General features: G+C 63.5%; 15 protein-coding genes. 7 read left to right on the top strand and 8 right to left on the bottom strand.

Annotated elements, in window-relative coordinates:
* Positions 1–30 precede the first annotated feature (30 nt).
* Complete coding sequence (locus L0U83_RS32665; protein ID WP_233888307.1) at positions 31–987, bottom strand: hypothetical protein; 957 nt, start codon at positions 985–987, stop codon at positions 31–33.
* Positions 988–1389: 402 nt separating this feature from the next.
* Here L0U83_RS32665 and L0U83_RS32670 point away from each other — a divergent pair, with 402 nt between their 5' ends.
* From L0U83_RS32670 to L0U83_RS40720, 5 genes are all read left to right on the top strand, one after another.
* A complete protein-coding gene (locus L0U83_RS32670; protein ID WP_233888308.1) occupies positions 1390–1560 on the top strand; it encodes a hypothetical protein in 171 nt (56 codons plus the stop codon).
* A 173-nt stretch (positions 1561–1733) separates the two neighbouring features.
* Positions 1734–2759, top strand: a complete 1026-nt coding sequence (locus tag L0U83_RS32675; RefSeq protein ID WP_233888309.1) for a porin — start codon at positions 1734–1736, stop codon at positions 2757–2759.
* Between the two features lie 375 nt (positions 2760–3134).
* On the top strand, positions 3135–4067 hold the full coding sequence (locus L0U83_RS32680; protein ID WP_233888310.1) for a helix-turn-helix domain-containing protein: 933 nt from the start codon (positions 3135–3137) through the stop codon (positions 4065–4067).
* A gap of 346 nt (positions 4068–4413) precedes the next feature.
* On the top strand, positions 4414–5544 hold the full coding sequence (locus L0U83_RS32685) for a lactonase family protein (RefSeq protein WP_233888311.1): 1131 nt from the start codon (positions 4414–4416) through the stop codon (positions 5542–5544).
* A gap of 173 nt (positions 5545–5717) precedes the next feature.
* A complete protein-coding gene (locus tag L0U83_RS40720) occupies positions 5718–7250 on the top strand; it encodes a methyl-accepting chemotaxis protein (RefSeq protein ID WP_308445091.1) in 1533 nt (510 codons plus the stop codon).
* Between the two features lie 28 nt (positions 7251–7278).
* Here L0U83_RS40720 and L0U83_RS32695 read toward each other — a convergent pair whose 3' ends face one another.
* The 5 genes from L0U83_RS32695 to L0U83_RS32715 form a co-directional block, all read right to left on the bottom strand.
* Positions 7279–8430, bottom strand: coding sequence for a DegT/DnrJ/EryC1/StrS family aminotransferase (locus tag L0U83_RS32695; protein WP_233888312.1), 1152 nt, complete (start codon positions 8428–8430; stop codon positions 7279–7281).
* Positions 8431–8686: 256 nt separating this feature from the next.
* Positions 8687–9943 (bottom strand): citrate synthase, encoded by a 1257-nt coding sequence (locus L0U83_RS32700; protein ID WP_233888313.1) that lies wholly within the window; start codon positions 9941–9943, stop codon positions 8687–8689.
* Positions 9944–9994: 51 nt separating this feature from the next.
* A complete protein-coding gene (locus tag L0U83_RS32705; protein ID WP_233888314.1) occupies positions 9995–10387 on the bottom strand; it encodes a VOC family protein in 393 nt (130 codons plus the stop codon).
* A 27-nt stretch (positions 10388–10414) separates the two neighbouring features.
* Positions 10415–11734, bottom strand: a complete 1320-nt coding sequence (locus L0U83_RS32710) for an MFS transporter (RefSeq protein ID WP_233888315.1) — start codon at positions 11732–11734, stop codon at positions 10415–10417.
* 69 nt (positions 11735–11803) lie between these two features.
* Complete coding sequence (locus tag L0U83_RS32715; RefSeq protein ID WP_233888316.1) at positions 11804–12562, bottom strand: SDR family oxidoreductase; 759 nt, start codon at positions 12560–12562, stop codon at positions 11804–11806.
* A gap of 285 nt (positions 12563–12847) precedes the next feature.
* On the opposite strand from L0U83_RS32715, the gene L0U83_RS32720 reads away from it, so the two are divergent.
* Positions 12848–13810 carry a 2-hydroxyacid dehydrogenase gene (locus tag L0U83_RS32720; protein WP_233888317.1) on the top strand — a complete coding sequence of 321 codons (963 nt, stop codon included), beginning with the start codon at positions 12848–12850 and terminating at the stop codon, positions 13808–13810.
* Positions 13811–13831: 21 nt separating this feature from the next.
* On the opposite strand, the gene L0U83_RS32725 is transcribed toward L0U83_RS32720, so the two are convergent.
* The gene (locus L0U83_RS32725) at positions 13832–14101 is read right to left on the bottom strand and encodes a hypothetical protein (protein WP_233888318.1); all 270 of its coding nucleotides are present in this window, start codon (positions 14099–14101) and stop codon (positions 13832–13834) included.
* Positions 14102–14454: 353 nt separating this feature from the next.
* Positions 14455–15306, bottom strand: a complete 852-nt coding sequence (locus L0U83_RS32730; RefSeq protein ID WP_233888319.1) for an intradiol ring-cleavage dioxygenase — start codon at positions 15304–15306, stop codon at positions 14455–14457.
* 146 nt (positions 15307–15452) lie between these two features.
* Here L0U83_RS32730 and L0U83_RS32735 point away from each other — a divergent pair, with 146 nt between their 5' ends.
* The gene (locus L0U83_RS32735) at positions 15453–16577 is read left to right on the top strand and encodes an aromatic ring-hydroxylating dioxygenase subunit alpha (protein WP_233888320.1); all 1125 of its coding nucleotides are present in this window, start codon (positions 15453–15455) and stop codon (positions 16575–16577) included.
* Positions 16578–16592 lie beyond the last annotated feature (15 nt).

A 16592-nucleotide genomic window follows, 5' to 3' on the forward strand; every position in this document is an offset into this window, starting at 1 on the left:
GCCCATGGCCGCTTTCGCGAGGCAAATGGATCAGAAGTGAATTTCGGCCTGGAGCATCGGCACTGAAGTGATGGTTCCCGGGGCCGCGTGCGTCGGCGTGCCGTACATGTGATACCAGTACTCGTAGCCGAGACCGGCGTAGAGGACACGCGGGTGCCCCGCGAATGAGCCGAGGTCGGCGAGCAGCGCCATGCGCGTGAGGAACTCAGTTGTGGTTTCCACGCCGAAGCCGTCACGTCCCTTGGGTCCGGTCACGCTCGCGAAGCCGCGGAACATGAGCGGAACCGGGCCGACGCGGAACGGGTAGAGCCACGAACTCTCCAGGTGCCATGCGGTATTGAAGCGCACATCGACGCCGGTGATGCCGTTGTGATTGCTTTCCGTGCGCAACCCGGCCGTGAGGTTCCAGTAGCCATGCGGGACCGCGAACTCGACCGTTGGCCCGACTACGAGCATGCGCGCACGCTCGGAGTACGCATCGTTCTTCACGCCGAACTCATAGCCGACGGTCAAGCCGTAGTCGCGAATCGGGCCGATGCCGAGATAGCGGCCGAAGATCTTGCCGGCGCTGAACTGGACGCGCCCGACGCTATAAACCTCCTGTGCGCCGCCGCTTTGCGGACCACCCGATTCCGGGTTGGCCGCGTTGGACACGAGATAGTCGACGTTGAACGCGTAGCTGCCAAACCGGAAACCGCCGATCGTCGTGAGGTAGCCAATGTTCTGCATCACCGTCGAATCGACGCCTGGGTAGTGAAAATCCGTGCCCCAGCGATAGCCGATGAACGTGTCATTCCAGATGGCGGGCGGTTCATCGGCTTCGCCGACGGTCTGGGGCGGTGCGGCGCCGTTCGGGACTTCCTGGCGCAGCGGCGGCGCGGATGAGTTCGGTGCGGTAAAGACCTCGGCGTGGGCGAACTGCGCAAGGCAGCAAAACAGTGCAGCGCCAAGGGCCGGCGCACGCAAGGCTAGCGTTAGGCTTTTCATGTCTCCATCCAGACTCTATTTATGTTGATGTCTTCGACCTGGTCGCGTAGTCGCATGGCGACTGCCGATTCGGTCGCACCGCCCGCCCTGGCTGTATGGTTGAACCATCCGGCCCAGGAAAACGCTGTTACGGTGGTGAGGAATATTAAGTGGCGCGTCGACGCTTGCCTTTACACAAAAATGAGATTCGCTGGCACTTTTTGCTGACATGACGAAAGTTTTTGGCGGCGCAGCCGTGTGCGAAAACGGTGCGGGCATGAAAAAATGCAAGCGAACCTGCGTTTTGTGTAGGGACGCGCGCGCCATCGTCCCCTACGCTTGACTCATAAGACAGACCGCGCCTCCAGGGCCCAAGTGTTCTTCCCTGGTCATCGAGAGGCGAGGTCAGGAAAGGAGACAGCGTTGACCGGAACGAACCCTCTGGTTGTTGGTATCTTCTTTGGCACCGCGCTGCTGCGCGGATACGCCTTCTGCTTCGCATCGCTGCGCGCCGGTCTCCCACGGCGCTATCAACCTCTATTGCGGATTTATCTCGACGCTTCTCGCATGGAACGCCACGTTCGGCGAGGGTGACGACGCGAGTGCCTCTCGCGAATTCGCTTGCTTAGTGCCTTTGGCTTCTCAAATCAATAAGGTATACGAACGATCGACAAGGAGGCTGTATCGATTTCGCACATGTGCGGATTCTCTAACCCGCGGAATGAAAGACGGGGGTTAAACCAATAAAATTTCATCATGGAGACAGAATGAAAAGGTTAGTGATTACCTTGTCGGGTGTGGCATCTGCGTGTTGTATCAACGCGGCGCATGCACAGTCGTCCGTCACGCTGTATGGCGTCATCGACAATGGAATCGAATATCAGAACGCTGGCTCGGGTTCTGTTGTACGCGCGGTTTCGGGTGGACTCTTTGCGAGCCGGTACGGCTTGAAAGGCAGCGAGGACATTGGCGGTGGCATTCACGTCAATTTCCAGCTCGAACAGGGCTTTAACGGCGTGACGGGTGCCGCATCGAATGCGGCCGAAGCATTCAATCGCCAGGCCTGGGTGGGGTTTTCCGGAGCGTTCGGTGAAACGCGCTTTGGCTTGCAAAATACGCCACAGTATATTTTCATGAACCCCGAACTCGATCCGCTCGCGGTCATGAGCATCGCGTCGCCGATGAACAACTTCAACAGCCTCACCGTTCGGGTCAATAATGCAATTTCATATTTCACCCCAACGGTTTATGGGCTGACCGCGCAGTTCATGGTCGCGATGCGCGACTCGACAACCAAGCCGAGCAACGGACTCCAGTTCTATAACGCGGCCGTGCGCTATACGAACGGGCCTTTCCGTGCGGCTGCCGGCTATGAGCAGGCCGCGAATGCGGCAGGAACGTCGACGCTGAAGGTGTTCAATGCCGGCACGTCGCTCGGCGTCGGCGCGGCCCGCTTCTATCTCGCGTATCACACGGAGCGGCAGACCGACAACAGCGTCAAACGTGACGTCTACGAAGCCTCCACGTCGTACCGCATCGATCCGGCCAACCAGGTCGCGCTGCTTTACGGCTATGCGCACGACCGCACCGGCAATGGCAACAATGCCCAGCAGATCGGCCTGAATTACGAGTATTACTTCTCGAAGGCGACCACGCTGTATGCGTCGGCCGGCTTTATCCAGAACCGCAACAAGGCCCAGTTCACGCTCAACGGAACCGCGTATGGGGGCATCGCGGGCGCGCCGGGCGCCGACACGCGCGGTGTGGTGCTCGGCCTCGTTCATACGTTCTGATGAGGGCGGCGCGGGTGCCGGCTCACCCGCGCGCGGATTCGGGTAAGCCGCAGGTCGCGGCTTGCCCGAAGGTATGAAAAAATCTCCGCCTTTGCGCAAGACGCCTGTTGCGTGTCTTGTTGTCTCGACAATGGTCGAGCGTCTCCTCCGTTTTGTCGACCGCGCTGAACGCGCCCCTGCGTTCGCGTATCATCGTTGTGCTTCTATCTGGTCACCCTGGCTTGCGATATATTGCGCATTCCATGCACCAGACGAAGACGCCGCACCTTCGTCCAGAAAAAAATGAAATTCAAGTGGACACTCGCGCCAGCAATCCAGGGCGCGAACTCTGAATTTCAATGGCGACCAGCTCGACCCGGCCGCCAAGGAGACTTTATGACACACACCGCCATGGCAAACGATCAACGCCACCGCGACGGCAAGGCCAGATTGAAGCGAACCACCGTACCCAAAGTCCGCCTGTACGTTGAACGACCCGAGAGACAAAACTGGTTCGTGCACGTCGGGCACGTGACCGACCGGGGCCGCTGGCGCACCGAGCCCCACGCGCACCCCGCCTATGGCCAGGTTATCTTCGTGCGCAGCGGCCGCGGCGTGGTGAATCTCGAAGGCAGTGCAGTTCCGTTCGAAGCCCCGTGCGCGTTGCTGTTGCCGACCGAATGCGTGCATGGCCTCGACTACGAGATCGACGTGGACCGTTGGGTAGTGACGATCGAGGTGGCTTATCTGGCGCAGGTGAACGGGAAACTGCAAGACTTCATTCAACTGTGGAGGTCGCCGCGCATGATCCCGCTCGGCGAGATGGCCGACGGCGGCGAGCACTTCTACAGCATGGTGCAAAACCTCAAGCAGGAGTCGGAATCCAATGCGGTCGGCCATGTGATCGGCACGGAAGCCTTGCTCACGACGCTGCTGCTCATGCTCGTGCGTGAGGCGCGTCTGGATCAGCCGGGCAGCGAAGGCGAAACGCACAATAACGTCCGGCTCGTTGATCGTTTTCGCAAGCTGATCGACCAGCACTACCGCGAGGACCTGGCGCTGCTGGACTACGCCTCGATGATGGCGGTGTCCCTCGTGCAACTGCGCGCGGCGTGCGCATCGGCGGGAGAGCAGAGCCCCACGAAGATGATACGTGCGCGCATCATCACCGAGGCGAAGCGCAATCTCATCTTCGGCGAAATGTCGGTCGAGCAGATCGCCTTCGGGCTCGGCTTCGCGGATGCCGCCTATTTCACGCGTTTTTTCCGCCGGGAAGTGGGTCAGACGCCGAGCCAGTTCCGAGTCACGGCGCGGGCCCAGACGCAGTAGCGAACTCTGCCGCCCGCTTGCGCCGCAATGCGCGGCGCAATAAGGGTGCGCATCAAAAAAGTGCTGGCGAACCCTTCTTTTGTGCAGGGACATGTGCGTACGGGTCGGCTACGCTTGGTCTGCGCGCTCGCCTTGCCGGGGCCCGTCACCATCGGGCGCCGTTGACGCCATCATCGTGGCGTCGCGAGCGCGTGAGCGGCCAGGAGACGCCGTTCACCGCCAGGTCCACCGCACGCAGCATCGCCGCGTGCCGGAGGGGCTCGCACGATAACACTTATATTGCGTCCGTTCACCGACTATGGTTCAGTGCTTCCCCAAGCGTTTTCCCCTGCGACGCCGAGTGACGGTGGCGTTGATTCCGTTCGCGCTGTCGACTGCATTTCACAGTGCGCCCAGCAGCGCCACGACACCCGCGGCCGGTGCGCCAACCGAACTCGTCTATGTGGGCACGCAGGAGCGCGAGATGCAGGCGCTGCGCTTCGATACGTCGAGTGGCAAGCTCACGACGATCGGCCCGGTGGGCGCGGGCCCGCGCTCGACGTGGGTCACGACGAATCCCCGTCTGCCGGTGCTTTACGCAGTCGATGACGACAACTCGCGCGAAGGCAGCGTGACCGCCTATGCCGTCGATCGCGAGAGCGGCACGCTCACCCGGATCAACGAAGTCGCCACGGGCGGCAGCGGGACCACGAACCTCTCGCTCGACCTGCCCTCGATGACGCTGCTCGCGGCCAACTATGGCGGTGGTTCCGTGTCGAGCGTCGCCGTGAATCATGACGGCAGTCTCGGCGCCCGCACCTCGACGGTCAAGGAGACGGGCTCCGGGCCGAACCGCCGGCAGGCGAGTGCGCATGCACACAACGCCGTCGTCGATCCCTCGGGCCACTACGCGCTCGTGCCGGATCTCGGTGCGGATCGCGTTTTCGTGTATGGCTTCGATCGCGCCACGCGCACGCTGACACCTGCGGACGGCGCGAGCGCGCACCAGTTCGTCGTGCCGCCGGGCAGCGGTCCGCGCCATCTGGCATTCGGTGCGAACGGCAAGTACGTTTATCTGCTGACCGAACTGAGCGCGCAGATCATGGTGCTGCATTGGGATGCGTCGCAAGGACAGTTGACGCTCGTGCAAACGGTAGAGACCGCGAGCCCCGAATTCCAGGGCGTGAAGAGTGGAGCCGAAGTGGCCGTGAGCGGCGACGGGCGTTTCGTCTATGTCGAGAATCGCGCGGAAAACGCGCTGATCGTGTACCGCATAGACCAGGCGTCGGGCGAGTTGACGCAAATTCAACGCACGTCGTCGGGTGGCGAGAAGCCGTGGGGCTTCGGGATCGATGCGTCGGGCAAGTGGCTGCTCGTTGCGAATCAGCGCAGCGGCAAGGTCAACGTCTTCGGCATCGACACCGCTACGGGCCTGGTGTCCGATACCGGGCAGTCGGCCGAAGTGCCGACTCCGGTCGCCATTGCGTTCGTGAAGTGACGTGAGGGCAGCAGGGCGGCGCGACGCGCCGCCCGTGCACGGAAGCGCGTATTTTCGAATCCACTGTTATTCGAACTCCTAACAGAATAATAAATCCAGGTGACGCGGTACACGGCAAACGCATGGCGTGAGCGCCGGTGCGCTGCTTTCTGCTCCATTCGAAGGGGTGATCCATGAAGCTGGTCCATCAACTCCCGCTGGCGTTGGGCGCCGCACTGCTGACCGCATCGGCGGCGGGCGTGTTCGGTATCGCCGAAATGAACAGCGCGGCAGATGCGTACGCGAGACTGATCGGCGTCGATGGCGCGCAGGCGCGCCAGGTATCCGAGGCGATGGTCGCGTTCAAGAACCAGGTGCAAAACGGCAAGGACGTCGTGCTGCGCGGGAAGAATCCCGCCCAGTTCGACAAGTACTGGACCGGGTTCCAGAAGTTCGAAGAGACATGCCGCAGCACGACTGAGGCGCTCGCGCGTGAACTGCCGCCTGGCGAGGCGCGCACGAAGATCGAGCGCTTCAATGTGTTGCATGCGCAAATGGGTGTTGCGTACCGCAAGGCGATCGACCGGTTCAAGGCCTCGGGTTACGACACGTCGGTCGGCGACCTCGCGATGGATGGCCTCGATCGCGAGCCGGTGGTCCTGCTGCGCGAGACCGGCGCGAGGATCGTCGAGCAGACTGCCGCCGCGGCCGCGCGAGCGAAAAGCCTGCAGCGCCGCGCGATGCTGGCGAGCGTCGTCGCGATGACGCTCACAGTGCTGGCGGGCATTGCCGGCGCCGTCGTGTTCTCGCGCACGATCACGCGCAAGCTTGGCGGCGAACCCGACGATGCGCGCGCCGCCGCACGCGAGATGGCTACAGGCAAGCTCGACATCGACCTGCATGTGCGGCCAGGCGACACCGATAGCCTCATGGCCGCGATGCGCACGATGGCCACCTCACTCACCGGGATCGTCGCGCAGGTGCGCAATGGCAGCGAGGCGATCGCAACCGGCTCTACGCAGATCGCTTCGGGCAACGCCGATCTCAGCCAGCGCACGGAATTGCAGGCTAGCGCGCTGCAGGAAACGGCAGCGTCGATGGAGCAGTTCAGCGCGACCATACGGCAGAACGCGGAAAACGCGCACGAGGCGCGCGAGTTGGCCGCTGGCGCGTCGTCGATCGCGGCGCAGGGCGGCAAGGTCGTGAATCAGGTTGTCGAAACCATGAAAGGCATCGACGAGAGTGCGCGCAAGATCGCGGACATCATCGGCATCATCGAAGGCATCGCCGCGCAAACCAATATTCTCGCGCTCAATGCCGCCGTGGAAGCGGCGCGCGCGGGCGAACAGGGCCGCGGCTTTGCGGTCGTCGCGAGCGAAGTGCGCGGCCTCGCTCAGCGCAGTGCCCAGGCCGCGAAGGAAATCCAGGCGCTGATCGTGGACAGCGTCGCGCGCGTGGAGTCGGGCTCTTCGCTCGCGGGCGAGGCCGGAGCGACGATGGGCCGGATCGTCGAGGCGATTCATCGCGTGACGATCGTCGTTGGCGAGATCAGCCGCGCCAGCGCCGAGCAAAGCGTTGGCGTCCAGCAGGTGGTGACAGCCGTCGGTCAGATGGATCAGACGACGCAGCAGAATGCCGCGCTAGTCGAAGAAAGCGCCGCCGCCGCCGAGAGTTTGAGGCAGCAGGCGGCGTGGCTCGTCGAGTCGGTGACGAAGTTCCGTATTTGATGGGGGATTGCGAGCTATTTAGACATGCTTATTTTGTAAACTTTGCGCAGATTTCGTTCACCGCGCTGCACACGCGCGCCACGTCGGCTTCGGTCATCTGCGTGAAGAGCGGCAACGTGACCGTGCTCGCGCCGAAGCGCTCCGCGTGCGGGAACATGCCCGCCTTGAAACCACGCTCGCGGTACAGCGTGAAGAGGTGAATGGCGGGATAGTGTGCGCCCGAGCCGATTCCGCGCTCCTTGAGTTCACCCATGAAACCCGCGCGGTCGATCGCCAGCTTTTCGAGCGGCAGCGTGATCTGGAACATGTGCCAGTTGCTGTTGGCGAAATCGGCGAGCGGCAGGCTCATGCCGAGCTTCACGGCTGCGCTGCCCTCGAAACCCGCGAAATAGGCCCGCGCAAGCGCACGACGCTGCGCGGCGAAGCGCTCGATGTGCTTGATCTGGCCGAGCCCGACGCGCGCCGCCACATCCGAAAGATTGTATTTACCGCCGAGCACGTCGCAGTCCATGCCATCGAAGCCCGTGCGCGTGATCCCATGCAAGCGGTACTTCTGCGCGAGCATGGCCTCGGCTTCGTCGTTGAGGACGAGTGCGCCGCCTTCGATCGACGTGAGGTTCTTGTTGGCGTGGAAGCTGAACGAGACGATGTCGCCGATCGCGCCGATGCGCTTGCCGTTCCAGCTCGAGCCGAACGCCTGCGCGGCGTCCTCGATCACGCGCAGCTTGTGCTGGCGGGCAATCGCGTAAAGCCGATCCATGTCGACGGGCAGACCCGAGAGAAAGACCGGGATGATGGCTTTCGTCTTCGGCGTGATGGCGGCTTCGAGCTTGTCGAGGTCGATGTTGCGCGTGACGGGATCGATGTCGGCGAACACGGGCGTCGCACCCACTTCGTAGACCACGTTGCTGGTCGCGACCCACGAGGCGGGCGTCGTGATGACTTCATCGCCGGGACCCACACCGGCAATGCGCAGCCCGATTTCGAGCGTCGCCGTGCCGGAGTTGAAGGTGCGCACGGGACGGCCGCCGCAGTACTCGGAGAGCGCCGCCTCGAACGCCTGGTTCTGCGGGCCGGTCGTGATCCAGCCCGAGCGCAGCACGTCGGCGACGCCCTGGATGGTTTCCTCGTCGATTTCGGGGCGCACGAACGGCAGGAACGGATGGAATGACTGTGTCATGGACGCGTTAAATCTTTTCTGGTCGAAGTTGCGGCGCAGAGCATACAGCACCTCGCGACGAGTTACGAGCCAGCGCGCTGGATTATTTTGCCCGCATCGTAAGCGCAGAAAATTGTGCAAGCGAATCGCACTTCCGTCCAAAGCCAGGTAGCGCTTTATCGGATACGATAAAGCGCTTTATCACTATGGATAACTGAATATTGGGGATAGAAATGGGGCGAGTGCGAGAACGACGAATTCTCGCTACGCGCGTTCCTCAGCGCACCACAGACTTAAAGAGGCGGTTCTTTTCGAGCGTCGCCGCGTCGGGCGTTTTGGCGTTCTCTTCCGCGCTCGCGGCCGCGTTGGCGTCTTCGAGCGCGGGCCCGGTGTAGCGGCCGCGCGGGCGGATGACCTTGCCCACCCTGAGCTGCTCGATGCAATGCGCGAGCAGCCCCACGCTGCGCGCGGTGGCGAAGAGGGCGAACGAGGCGTCGCGCGGCAGCTTCAGTTGCGCGGCGAGGGTGGCGAGCGCCACGTCGATATTCGGTTTGAGACCCGTTAGCGCCACGACCTTCTCGATGAAGGAGGCAAGCTCCGCAGGAGGGTCCAGCACTTCGAGCAGGGCGTCGGCGCGCGGGTCGCCGTCGGGATAGAGATGATGTCCAAACCCCGGAATGGGAATGGCCGACTGCAAATGATGAGCGACGACATGCTCCGCGCCGAGCCGGCCCACGTCGTCGAATACCGCGCGCACGCGGCCCGATGCGTCGCCGTGCAGCGGGCCGGAGAGGGTGGCGAGGCCCGTGAGCAGGCAGCCCGGCAACGACGCGCCTGTGGACGCTGTAATGCGTGCAGCGAACGCCGAACTCGTGATCTCGTGGTCGGCCACGAGCACCATCGCGCGGCGGATCAACTCCGCGCCCTCGCCGCCCTGGCCCCAGCCTAGCGCGAGGCGCTCGTGAACCGGCGGCGGTGCGGCGTTTGCCGATGCCTCGCAGCGCGCGCCGAATGCATGGGCGATGATCGCCACGAGCCGACCCGCTTCGACGTGCAAGGCCGTGTCGGTGCGCCCAAGGGTGGAGTGGCCGCGCGCCGCGATGGCCGCGAGCGAAGTGAAGGCGCATTCGCGGCCGCGCTCGTCGCCGTGCAGACGCACGTCGGCGGCTTCGAACGTCACGTCCGTGCGCGCGTTCCAAAGGAGCGTGGCCACGTCTTCGAGCGTGGCCGTCTGCGCCATGGCGATGCTGTCGCGTCCCCGGTAATACGGGCGGCCCTTCGAGAAGGTGGTGATGCTGCTGTAGATGCACGGCTCCGCGCCGAAGATCGTGCCCGCGGCGAGCGCCTCGCGCTTGCGGCCCACCTGCTTCTTGCGGCACAGGCTGGCAACGTCTTCGGCGCGGTAGAGGCTCTTGCGCGGATCGTGCGGATCGGGCATGACCGCGATATTGCCGCGGCTGGCGTATGCGTAGACGGTCTGCGCCTGTACGCCGAGTTGTCGGGCGGCTTCAGTCAGGGTGATCCAGTTTGGCATGGCGGGGCAGACGGGGCAGTGCGGATATTCAGCGGCAATATTGACGGTTTTTCAGCGAAAAGTCATCTCTGCGGGCCGCCGCTCGAGCACTTCGATGAGAATCTCGCCCGGTGCGCGCACGAAGCAGGCGCGCACGCCAGCACGAATCTGCTTCACTGGTTCGACGATTTCCGCTTCATGGTGCGTGAGATGTGCGAAGGCCGCATCGAGATCGTCCACCACCACGCCGAAATGGTCGATGCCTTGCGAGGGTGCATGATGCGTTCGCCGTGCGTCAGGCTCGCCGGTCAATTGCGTGATGAACAGGTTGATCTCGCCGATGCGCAGATCGACGCGGCCCGGCCTGCGCACGATTTCAGCGTTCAGGCATCGTTCGAACCATGCGGCGGTGGCCTCTGCGTTTGCCGAGCAGAGCTGGAGATGGTCCCACTTGAAATCGATCATGCGTTTTTCACCACGAATGTGCGAGTGTCAGAGTTCGATGCGCGAGAGCTTGCCGAGCAACAGCGAATACGAGAGCGTGCCAAGCAGGCAGATCGCGCCCATGAGATTGAGCGCCCAATAGAAGTGCCCGGTGTGTTGCGTGATATAGCCGATCATGAGCGGCGTCGTGACGCCTGCGATGTTCGCTGCCAGACTCGTGATACTGCTCGTGAGGCCCACGTATTGACGCGGCGCGATTTCAGAAACGGCGGCCCACGACATGGAGCCAATGCCCTGCGCGAAGAAGGCCACGGTGAGAATGGCGATCACGACTTCGTTCGACTCGACGAAATTCACGAGCACGATCGAGGCGCCCAGCATCGTGCCGATGATGAGCGGCGCCTTGCGCGCGGCCGAGATCGACACGCCGCGCCGGATAAAGAAGTCCGAAAGAAAGCCCGCCGAGAGAATGCCGACCGTCGCGCCAATGAAAGGCATGGCCTGAAAAATGCCCACCTTGATCATCGACATGTGACGCGCTTCGATCAGGTACGTCATGAACCACGTCGTGAAGAACACGAGCAGCGTGTTGTTGCAGAACTTGCCGAGGCAGATGGCGAGGATCTGGCGGTATCTGAGCAGCTTGAGCGCCATGCGCCAGTCGAACTTCTCGCGCGGCTTGCGCGCGGCGGGCGTTGCGCCCTCGTTGATGTATTGAAGCTCCGCGGCATTGACCGAGCCATGTTGATGCGGATCGCGATACATGCGATACCAGACCATGCTGAAGAGAATGCCGAAGCCGCCCGTCACGAAGAACACGGTGCGCCAGCCATAGGCCGCGGAAATCCACAGCAGCAAGCCGGTGAAGAGAGGCGTGCCCACGTATTGCCCCATCACGTAGACGCTCGTGGCAAAGCCGCGTTCCTGCGCGGGAAACCACAACGTGACGGCGCGCGTGTTCGAGGGGAAGGCCGGGGCTTCGAGCGCGCCCATCGTGAGGCGCGAGCCGAGCAGCATGTGATAGCCGCTAGCGAGGCCCTGCGTGAGCGTGGCGATCGACCAGCCCACGAGCGAGAGCGCATAGGCCACGCGCGAGCCGAGCACGTCGGTGAGAATGCCGCCTGGCAGGAGCGCGATCGAATAGGCGAGGCCGAACGCCGCGAACAACTCGCCCATCTGCATCTTGTTGAGCGCGAGATCTTTCGAAAGGCCGGGCGCCACGATGCCCAATGCCGAGCGGTCGACGAAGTTCAGCACGGTCGCCACGAGCAGCATCGAGAGTACGAAGTACCGGACCCTGGAGCGCTTTGCGCTGTCCGCGTAGGCCGGAGTTTGCGCGGGCAAAACTTGTTCCTCTGCGACTTTCATCGGTGTCTCCAATATCAGTTCTGACGCCTGCTTTATTTATGTTGGGCGTTCATTGGGTGCGGCGTTGCGCTATCCCCGGCCGACAAACGGCATGGCGCTCGCCATGATCGTCATGTTGAGCACATTGGCTTCGAGCGGCAGGCTCGCCATGTGCACGACTGCATTCGCGACGTGCGTGACGTCCATGCGCGCTTCGGGCGCGAGGCGTCCATCGGCTTGCAGCACGCCTTTGTTCATGCGCTCGGTGAGCGGCGTCGCCGCATTGCCGATGTCGATCTGGCTGCACGCGATGTTGTAAGCGCGGCCATCCAGCGCGATTGATTTGGTAATGCCCGTCACGGCGTGCTTCGTGGCCGAATAAGCGATGGTGTGCGGGCGCGGCGAATGCGCGGAGATCGAGCCATTGTTGATAATGCGTCCGCCTTGCGGCGACTGCGCTTTCATGAGCCGGTACGCGGCGCGTGCGCACAGAAACACGCCGGTGAGATTGGTTGCGACCACATCGTTCCAGAAGTCGACTTCGTAGTCTTCCAGCGGCACGGCGCCCGCGTTGCGGCCCGCATTGTTGAACAGCACATCGAGACGGCCGAAAGTCTTGGCGATTTGCGCGAAGGCGTGTTCGACCGATTCGGCATTTGTCACATCTGCGGAAAATGGGTGGGCCTCGCCACCCTCGTTGCCGATGAGTTCCTTCGTCTCGAGCAGCGGCTCGATCCGGCGGCCGATCAGCGCAACGGCGAACCCGGCGTTGGCGAGCGCTACGGCGGTGGCGCGGCCGATGCCGGAGCCAGCGCCCGTTACGGCGGCGAACTTTTTCGATGCAGGCATTTCCCGTCCTCTTTCCGATTCCATTGAACACGGGAAAAGAATTGCATTCGCGTCAGGCGTGCAGCAATCTTGATTCGTTGAATCAACATCTGAGGCCTTGATTCTGGGCGCCGGATCAGGGTTTTCCTGATGCGCGGGAAGCGCGAAGCGGCGCGTCCACACGCGCTGATGCGAATACAGGGCCATAGCGCTCACCAGAACTTGATTCACCCAATCAATATTGACCGGCCGGCAGACGCTTTCGTAGTCTCTCGACGTCTGTTCATACCCAAAGGGAAAAACACCATGCCGGAAAATCAACGCACCAGGCTCCTGATCGCGCGAAAAGTGCCTGCCGCAGTGGCGAATCGCGCCGTCGCCGAGTTCCATGCCTTCGTGACCGACGCCGATATGGACGCGTGGTCCGTGGTCGAGTTCTGCAAGCAGCATGCCGTGCCGGCGGTGCTCATCGGCAAGAAGTCGGGGTTGCAGGCGGAACATATCGCCGCGCTGCCTGATTGCGTGAAAATCGTCGCCAACGCGAGTGCGGGCGTCGATCACCTCGATGTTGCCGCTGCGCGCGAACGCGGCATCGTGGTGACGAACGCGCCCGACGCATTGACCGAATGCACAGCCGACTTCTCCATGCTGCTCGTGCTGGCGGCGTGCCGGCGTGCATCGGAGTACGAACGGATCATGCGCAGCGGCTGGGGCAAATCGTTCGGCATGACCGACATGCTGGGCACGCGCGTGAATGGCAAGACGCTGGGCATCGTGGGCTTTGGCCGCATTGGCCGGGCCGTGGCGAAGCGCGCGCTCGGATTCGGCATGCGCGTGATCTACACCGATATCAACCGTGCCTCGCCTTCGGTGGAGAACGGCGCGACCTGGTACGCGAGCTTCGAGGAGATGCTGCCGCATTGCGAAGTGCTCACACTGCACGTGCCGGGTGGCGGCGCGCCCTTGATGACGAAAAAAGAATTTGGGCTCTTGCCGAAGGGTGCGGTATTCATCAACGCGGCGCGCGGCGGCCTCGTGGATGAAGATGCGCTGTACGACGCCCTGACCTCGGGGCATCTGTTCGGCGCGGGCCTCGACGTGTATCGCAATGAGCCCAATGTCGACAAGCGCTTTGCCGGCCTCGACAACGTCTTCCTCACGCCGCACATGGCGAGCGCCACGGTGGAAACACGCGATCAGATGGGCTTTACGGCGCTGGATAACGTGGCCGCCGTGCTGGACGGGCGGCCCGCGTTGAATCGCGTTTGAGGAGGGCGGGCGCGGCTTGTATTAGCTGCGCCCGGAATGCCCGAAGCGCTTGAGCACGAGCACGCAGAGCGCCGGCAGATGCACGACGCCCAGGCCGCACGCGATCACCGCCCAGGGCGGCGCGATCGTACCGGACATCATTGCGCCGACCACTCCGAAGCAAAGGCCAGCCAGCAACAGCGTGGCGTGGGCGAGAATGCGCTTCGGCCCTCGCTCCGTGAAGCGCGGAATGTTCACGTGGACATACACCACGATCAGCAAGGCGACGGTGGCAACTGCGGGGAACAGCATGTTCGAATCCTCGATTCCAGCAACGATGACGGGAGGCGGGCGTCTCTAGCGCGCGCCTTCAAAGTCTTCGACTGTAGTGGAGGATTGGCGTTGCGTCGATGGCTCGAGGCTTCGGCCTAGCACCAAACCACGTTGTCATACGCCACCGTGCGGCGATACACGTTCTTGCCGCGCCAGCTGGAAAACTCCATATACGCGCATTCCAGCACCAGAATCCAGTTCGTGACCCGCATCGCCGCCCCCAAGGTGTTCCCAGTTGTTCGTTCGACTGCGAGACCAGTCTATGACCCGGGAGCGGCGGACAATGCGGCGAGCAGGGCGCGATATCGCGTCCAGTTCGCCGCATTGCGGGATCAGGCGTTCAGCGCGAGCGGCATGAGCACGAAATCGAACGTGGAGCGCCACGGCGTGTCGCTGTCGGCCATGCGCTCGTACGGCGCGACGAGCGACGCTTTCACGCCGAACACGGCGTCCGACTGCAGGTACGGATCGTCGCCCACGAAAGTGTGCGTGACCACCTTCTGGAAGCCCGGCGCGGTGATGAGGAAATGCATGTGCGCGGGCCGGTACGGGTGGCGGCCGAGGCTGGCGAGCATCTTGCCCACCGGGCCGTCGTGCGGGATCGGGTACGAGACCGGCTTGATGCCGACGAAGCGGTACGCGCCGTCCGCGCCGGTCGTGAAGATGCCGCGGTTGTTCCACTTGGGCTGTACGCCGGGCTGCTGCACATCGTAGTAGCCGTCGGCATTGTCGGACCACACGTCGATGCGCGCGCCTTCCACCGGGCGGCCTTCGAGGTCGAGCACGCGGCCCTCGAACAGGCAGGGCTCGCCCCGGCCGTCGGCGGTGATGCATGCGCCCATCTCGCGCTCGGGTGCGCCGGCCACGTGGAATGGGCCGAATACTGTGTTTTCGGTGGCCGCGCCCGGGCGGCGGTTGTTGATGGCGTCGACGAGCATGGAAAACCCTAGCGTGTCCGAGAGCAGGATGAACTCCTGGCGCTCGGCGCTGCAAAGCTGCCCGGCCGTGGTGAGGAAGTCGATGGCGGTTTCCCATTCCGGCTGGGTCAGCTGTACTTCTTTCGCGAACGCGTGCAGGTGACGCACGAGCGCGCTCATCACCTCGCGCAGACGCGCGTCGGCGCTTTCGCCAATACGCGCATTGACGGCCTCGGCGGAGGCGGCTTCGCTGAAGAACTGGGTCATGGTTGGGGTTACCTGTGGGGTTGCCGGGGTTGGCAAGTGAAGGCGACATCGAAGTCGTGCCGTAACGGCACGTATTGTGCGCCTGTCGCCATCGGGACCCAAAATCTGGTCCAATTGGCGCATTCGATTCGCTGCTCCCATCCGTCATGCTGAAAAACCTCTGGTACGTCGTGGCAGCCGCCGCAGACCTGCGCGAGCAGTTGCTGCCGGTCACGCTTCTCGGCCACCGCTTCGTCGCCTTTCGCGACGCTCAGGGCCGCGCGCAACTGCTTTCCGATATCTGCGCGCATCGCGGCGCATCGCTTGCGGCCGGGCGCCGTGTGAACGGCGAGGTCCAGTGCCCGTACCACGGCTGGCGCTATGGCGGCGACGGCGTTTGCACCCACATTCCGGCGCAGCCGCAGGCGCGCATTCCGGCGCGAGCGCGCGTGGACGGCTACCCCGTGATAGAGCGTCACGGCTGGATCTGGGCGTTCGTGGGCGACCTGCCGGAAGAAGAGCGGCCGCCGCTGCCCGATCTCGGCTGGGCCGACGACGCGGGCGTGCGCGTCGTGTACGGCACTTACGCGTGGGAGGCGAACTGGGAACGCGTGATCGAGAACGGGCTCGATTTCGCGCACGCGCCCTTCGTGCACGGCAGTTCGTTCGGCGCGCCCGACCGCCCCGAATTCGACGCAGTCAATGTGAACGCCAGCGCCTGGAGCGGCCACGCGCGGCTCGTGATGCGCCGGCCCGTGCGCAAGGGGTGGCTGCGCCGCGAGCCCACGGGCGAGCATGTCGACGTGGTCACGCAAACGGGCTTTCACCTGAGCGGCCCGTGCGCGACGCTCGAACTCACGCTGGCCAATGGGTGGCGCATCCATATCGCGTCGGCGCATGTGCCGGTGGATGCGGGGCGCACGCAGACGTTCTGGATGATGGGCCGCAGCTTCCTGCGCAATGCGCTTTTCGACGGGCGTTTTCGCGCGCGCAATCTGCGCATTTTCGAGGAAGACCACGCTGTGCTTCGGCGCATTCGGCCGGTTCGCGTGCCGGAGGGCTGGCAGAACGAGGTGTCGGTGAAATCGGATGCCTTGCAGATCGCGTTCAGGCAACGCGTGCGAGCGCTGGCGGATAGCGGCTGGAGCGTGCCGGAGGCCTCGCAGGCGAGCCGCGTGGCCAGGGTGATCGCTTGCCCGATGCGGCGCACGGTGAACACGTGGGCATTGGAGGACACGTGCGCTCCCGAGGCGCCGCAAGTGGCGGCGAACGCCGGGACATCGCCGCGCTGAACGCCTACGTGCCCT

The sequence above is a fragment of the Paraburkholderia flagellata genome (genome assembly GCF_021390645.1).
GTDB classification, from domain to species: Bacteria; Pseudomonadota; Gammaproteobacteria; order Burkholderiales; family Burkholderiaceae; genus Paraburkholderia; species Paraburkholderia flagellata.

Excerpts from the sequence above, each read along its gene's own strand:
- L0U83_RS32730 (WP_233888319.1), bottom strand. The coding sequence starts at position 15,306 with ATGACCCAGTTCTTCAGCGAAGCCGCCTCCGCCGAGGCCGTCAATGCG.
- L0U83_RS32680 (WP_233888310.1), top strand. The coding sequence starts at position 3,135 with ATGACACACACCGCCATGGCAAACGATCAACGCCACCGCGACGGCAAG.
- L0U83_RS32665 (WP_233888307.1), bottom strand. The coding sequence starts at position 987 with ATGAAAAGCCTAACGCTAGCCTTGCGTGCGCCGGCCCTTGGCGCTGCA.
- L0U83_RS32700 (WP_233888313.1), bottom strand. The coding sequence starts at position 9,943 with ATGCCAAACTGGATCACCCTGACTGAAGCCGCCCGACAACTCGGCGTA.
- L0U83_RS32675 (WP_233888309.1), top strand. The coding sequence starts at position 1,734 with ATGAAAAGGTTAGTGATTACCTTGTCGGGTGTGGCATCTGCGTGTTGT.
- L0U83_RS32715 (WP_233888316.1), bottom strand. The coding sequence starts at position 12,562 with ATGCCTGCATCGAAAAAGTTCGCCGCCGTAACGGGCGCTGGCTCCGGC.
- L0U83_RS32710 (WP_233888315.1), bottom strand. The coding sequence starts at position 11,734 with ATGAAAGTCGCAGAGGAACAAGTTTTGCCCGCGCAAACTCCGGCCTAC.
- L0U83_RS32705 (WP_233888314.1), bottom strand. The coding sequence starts at position 10,387 with ATGATCGATTTCAAGTGGGACCATCTCCAGCTCTGCTCGGCAAACGCA.
- L0U83_RS32735 (WP_233888320.1), top strand. The coding sequence starts at position 15,453 with ATGCTGAAAAACCTCTGGTACGTCGTGGCAGCCGCCGCAGACCTGCGC.
- L0U83_RS40720 (WP_308445091.1), top strand. The coding sequence starts at position 5,718 with ATGAAGCTGGTCCATCAACTCCCGCTGGCGTTGGGCGCCGCACTGCTG.
- L0U83_RS32695 (WP_233888312.1), bottom strand. The coding sequence starts at position 8,430 with ATGACACAGTCATTCCATCCGTTCCTGCCGTTCGTGCGCCCCGAAATC.
- L0U83_RS32720 (WP_233888317.1), top strand. The coding sequence starts at position 12,848 with ATGCCGGAAAATCAACGCACCAGGCTCCTGATCGCGCGAAAAGTGCCT.
- L0U83_RS32725 (WP_233888318.1), bottom strand. The coding sequence starts at position 14,101 with ATGCTGTTCCCCGCAGTTGCCACCGTCGCCTTGCTGATCGTGGTGTAT.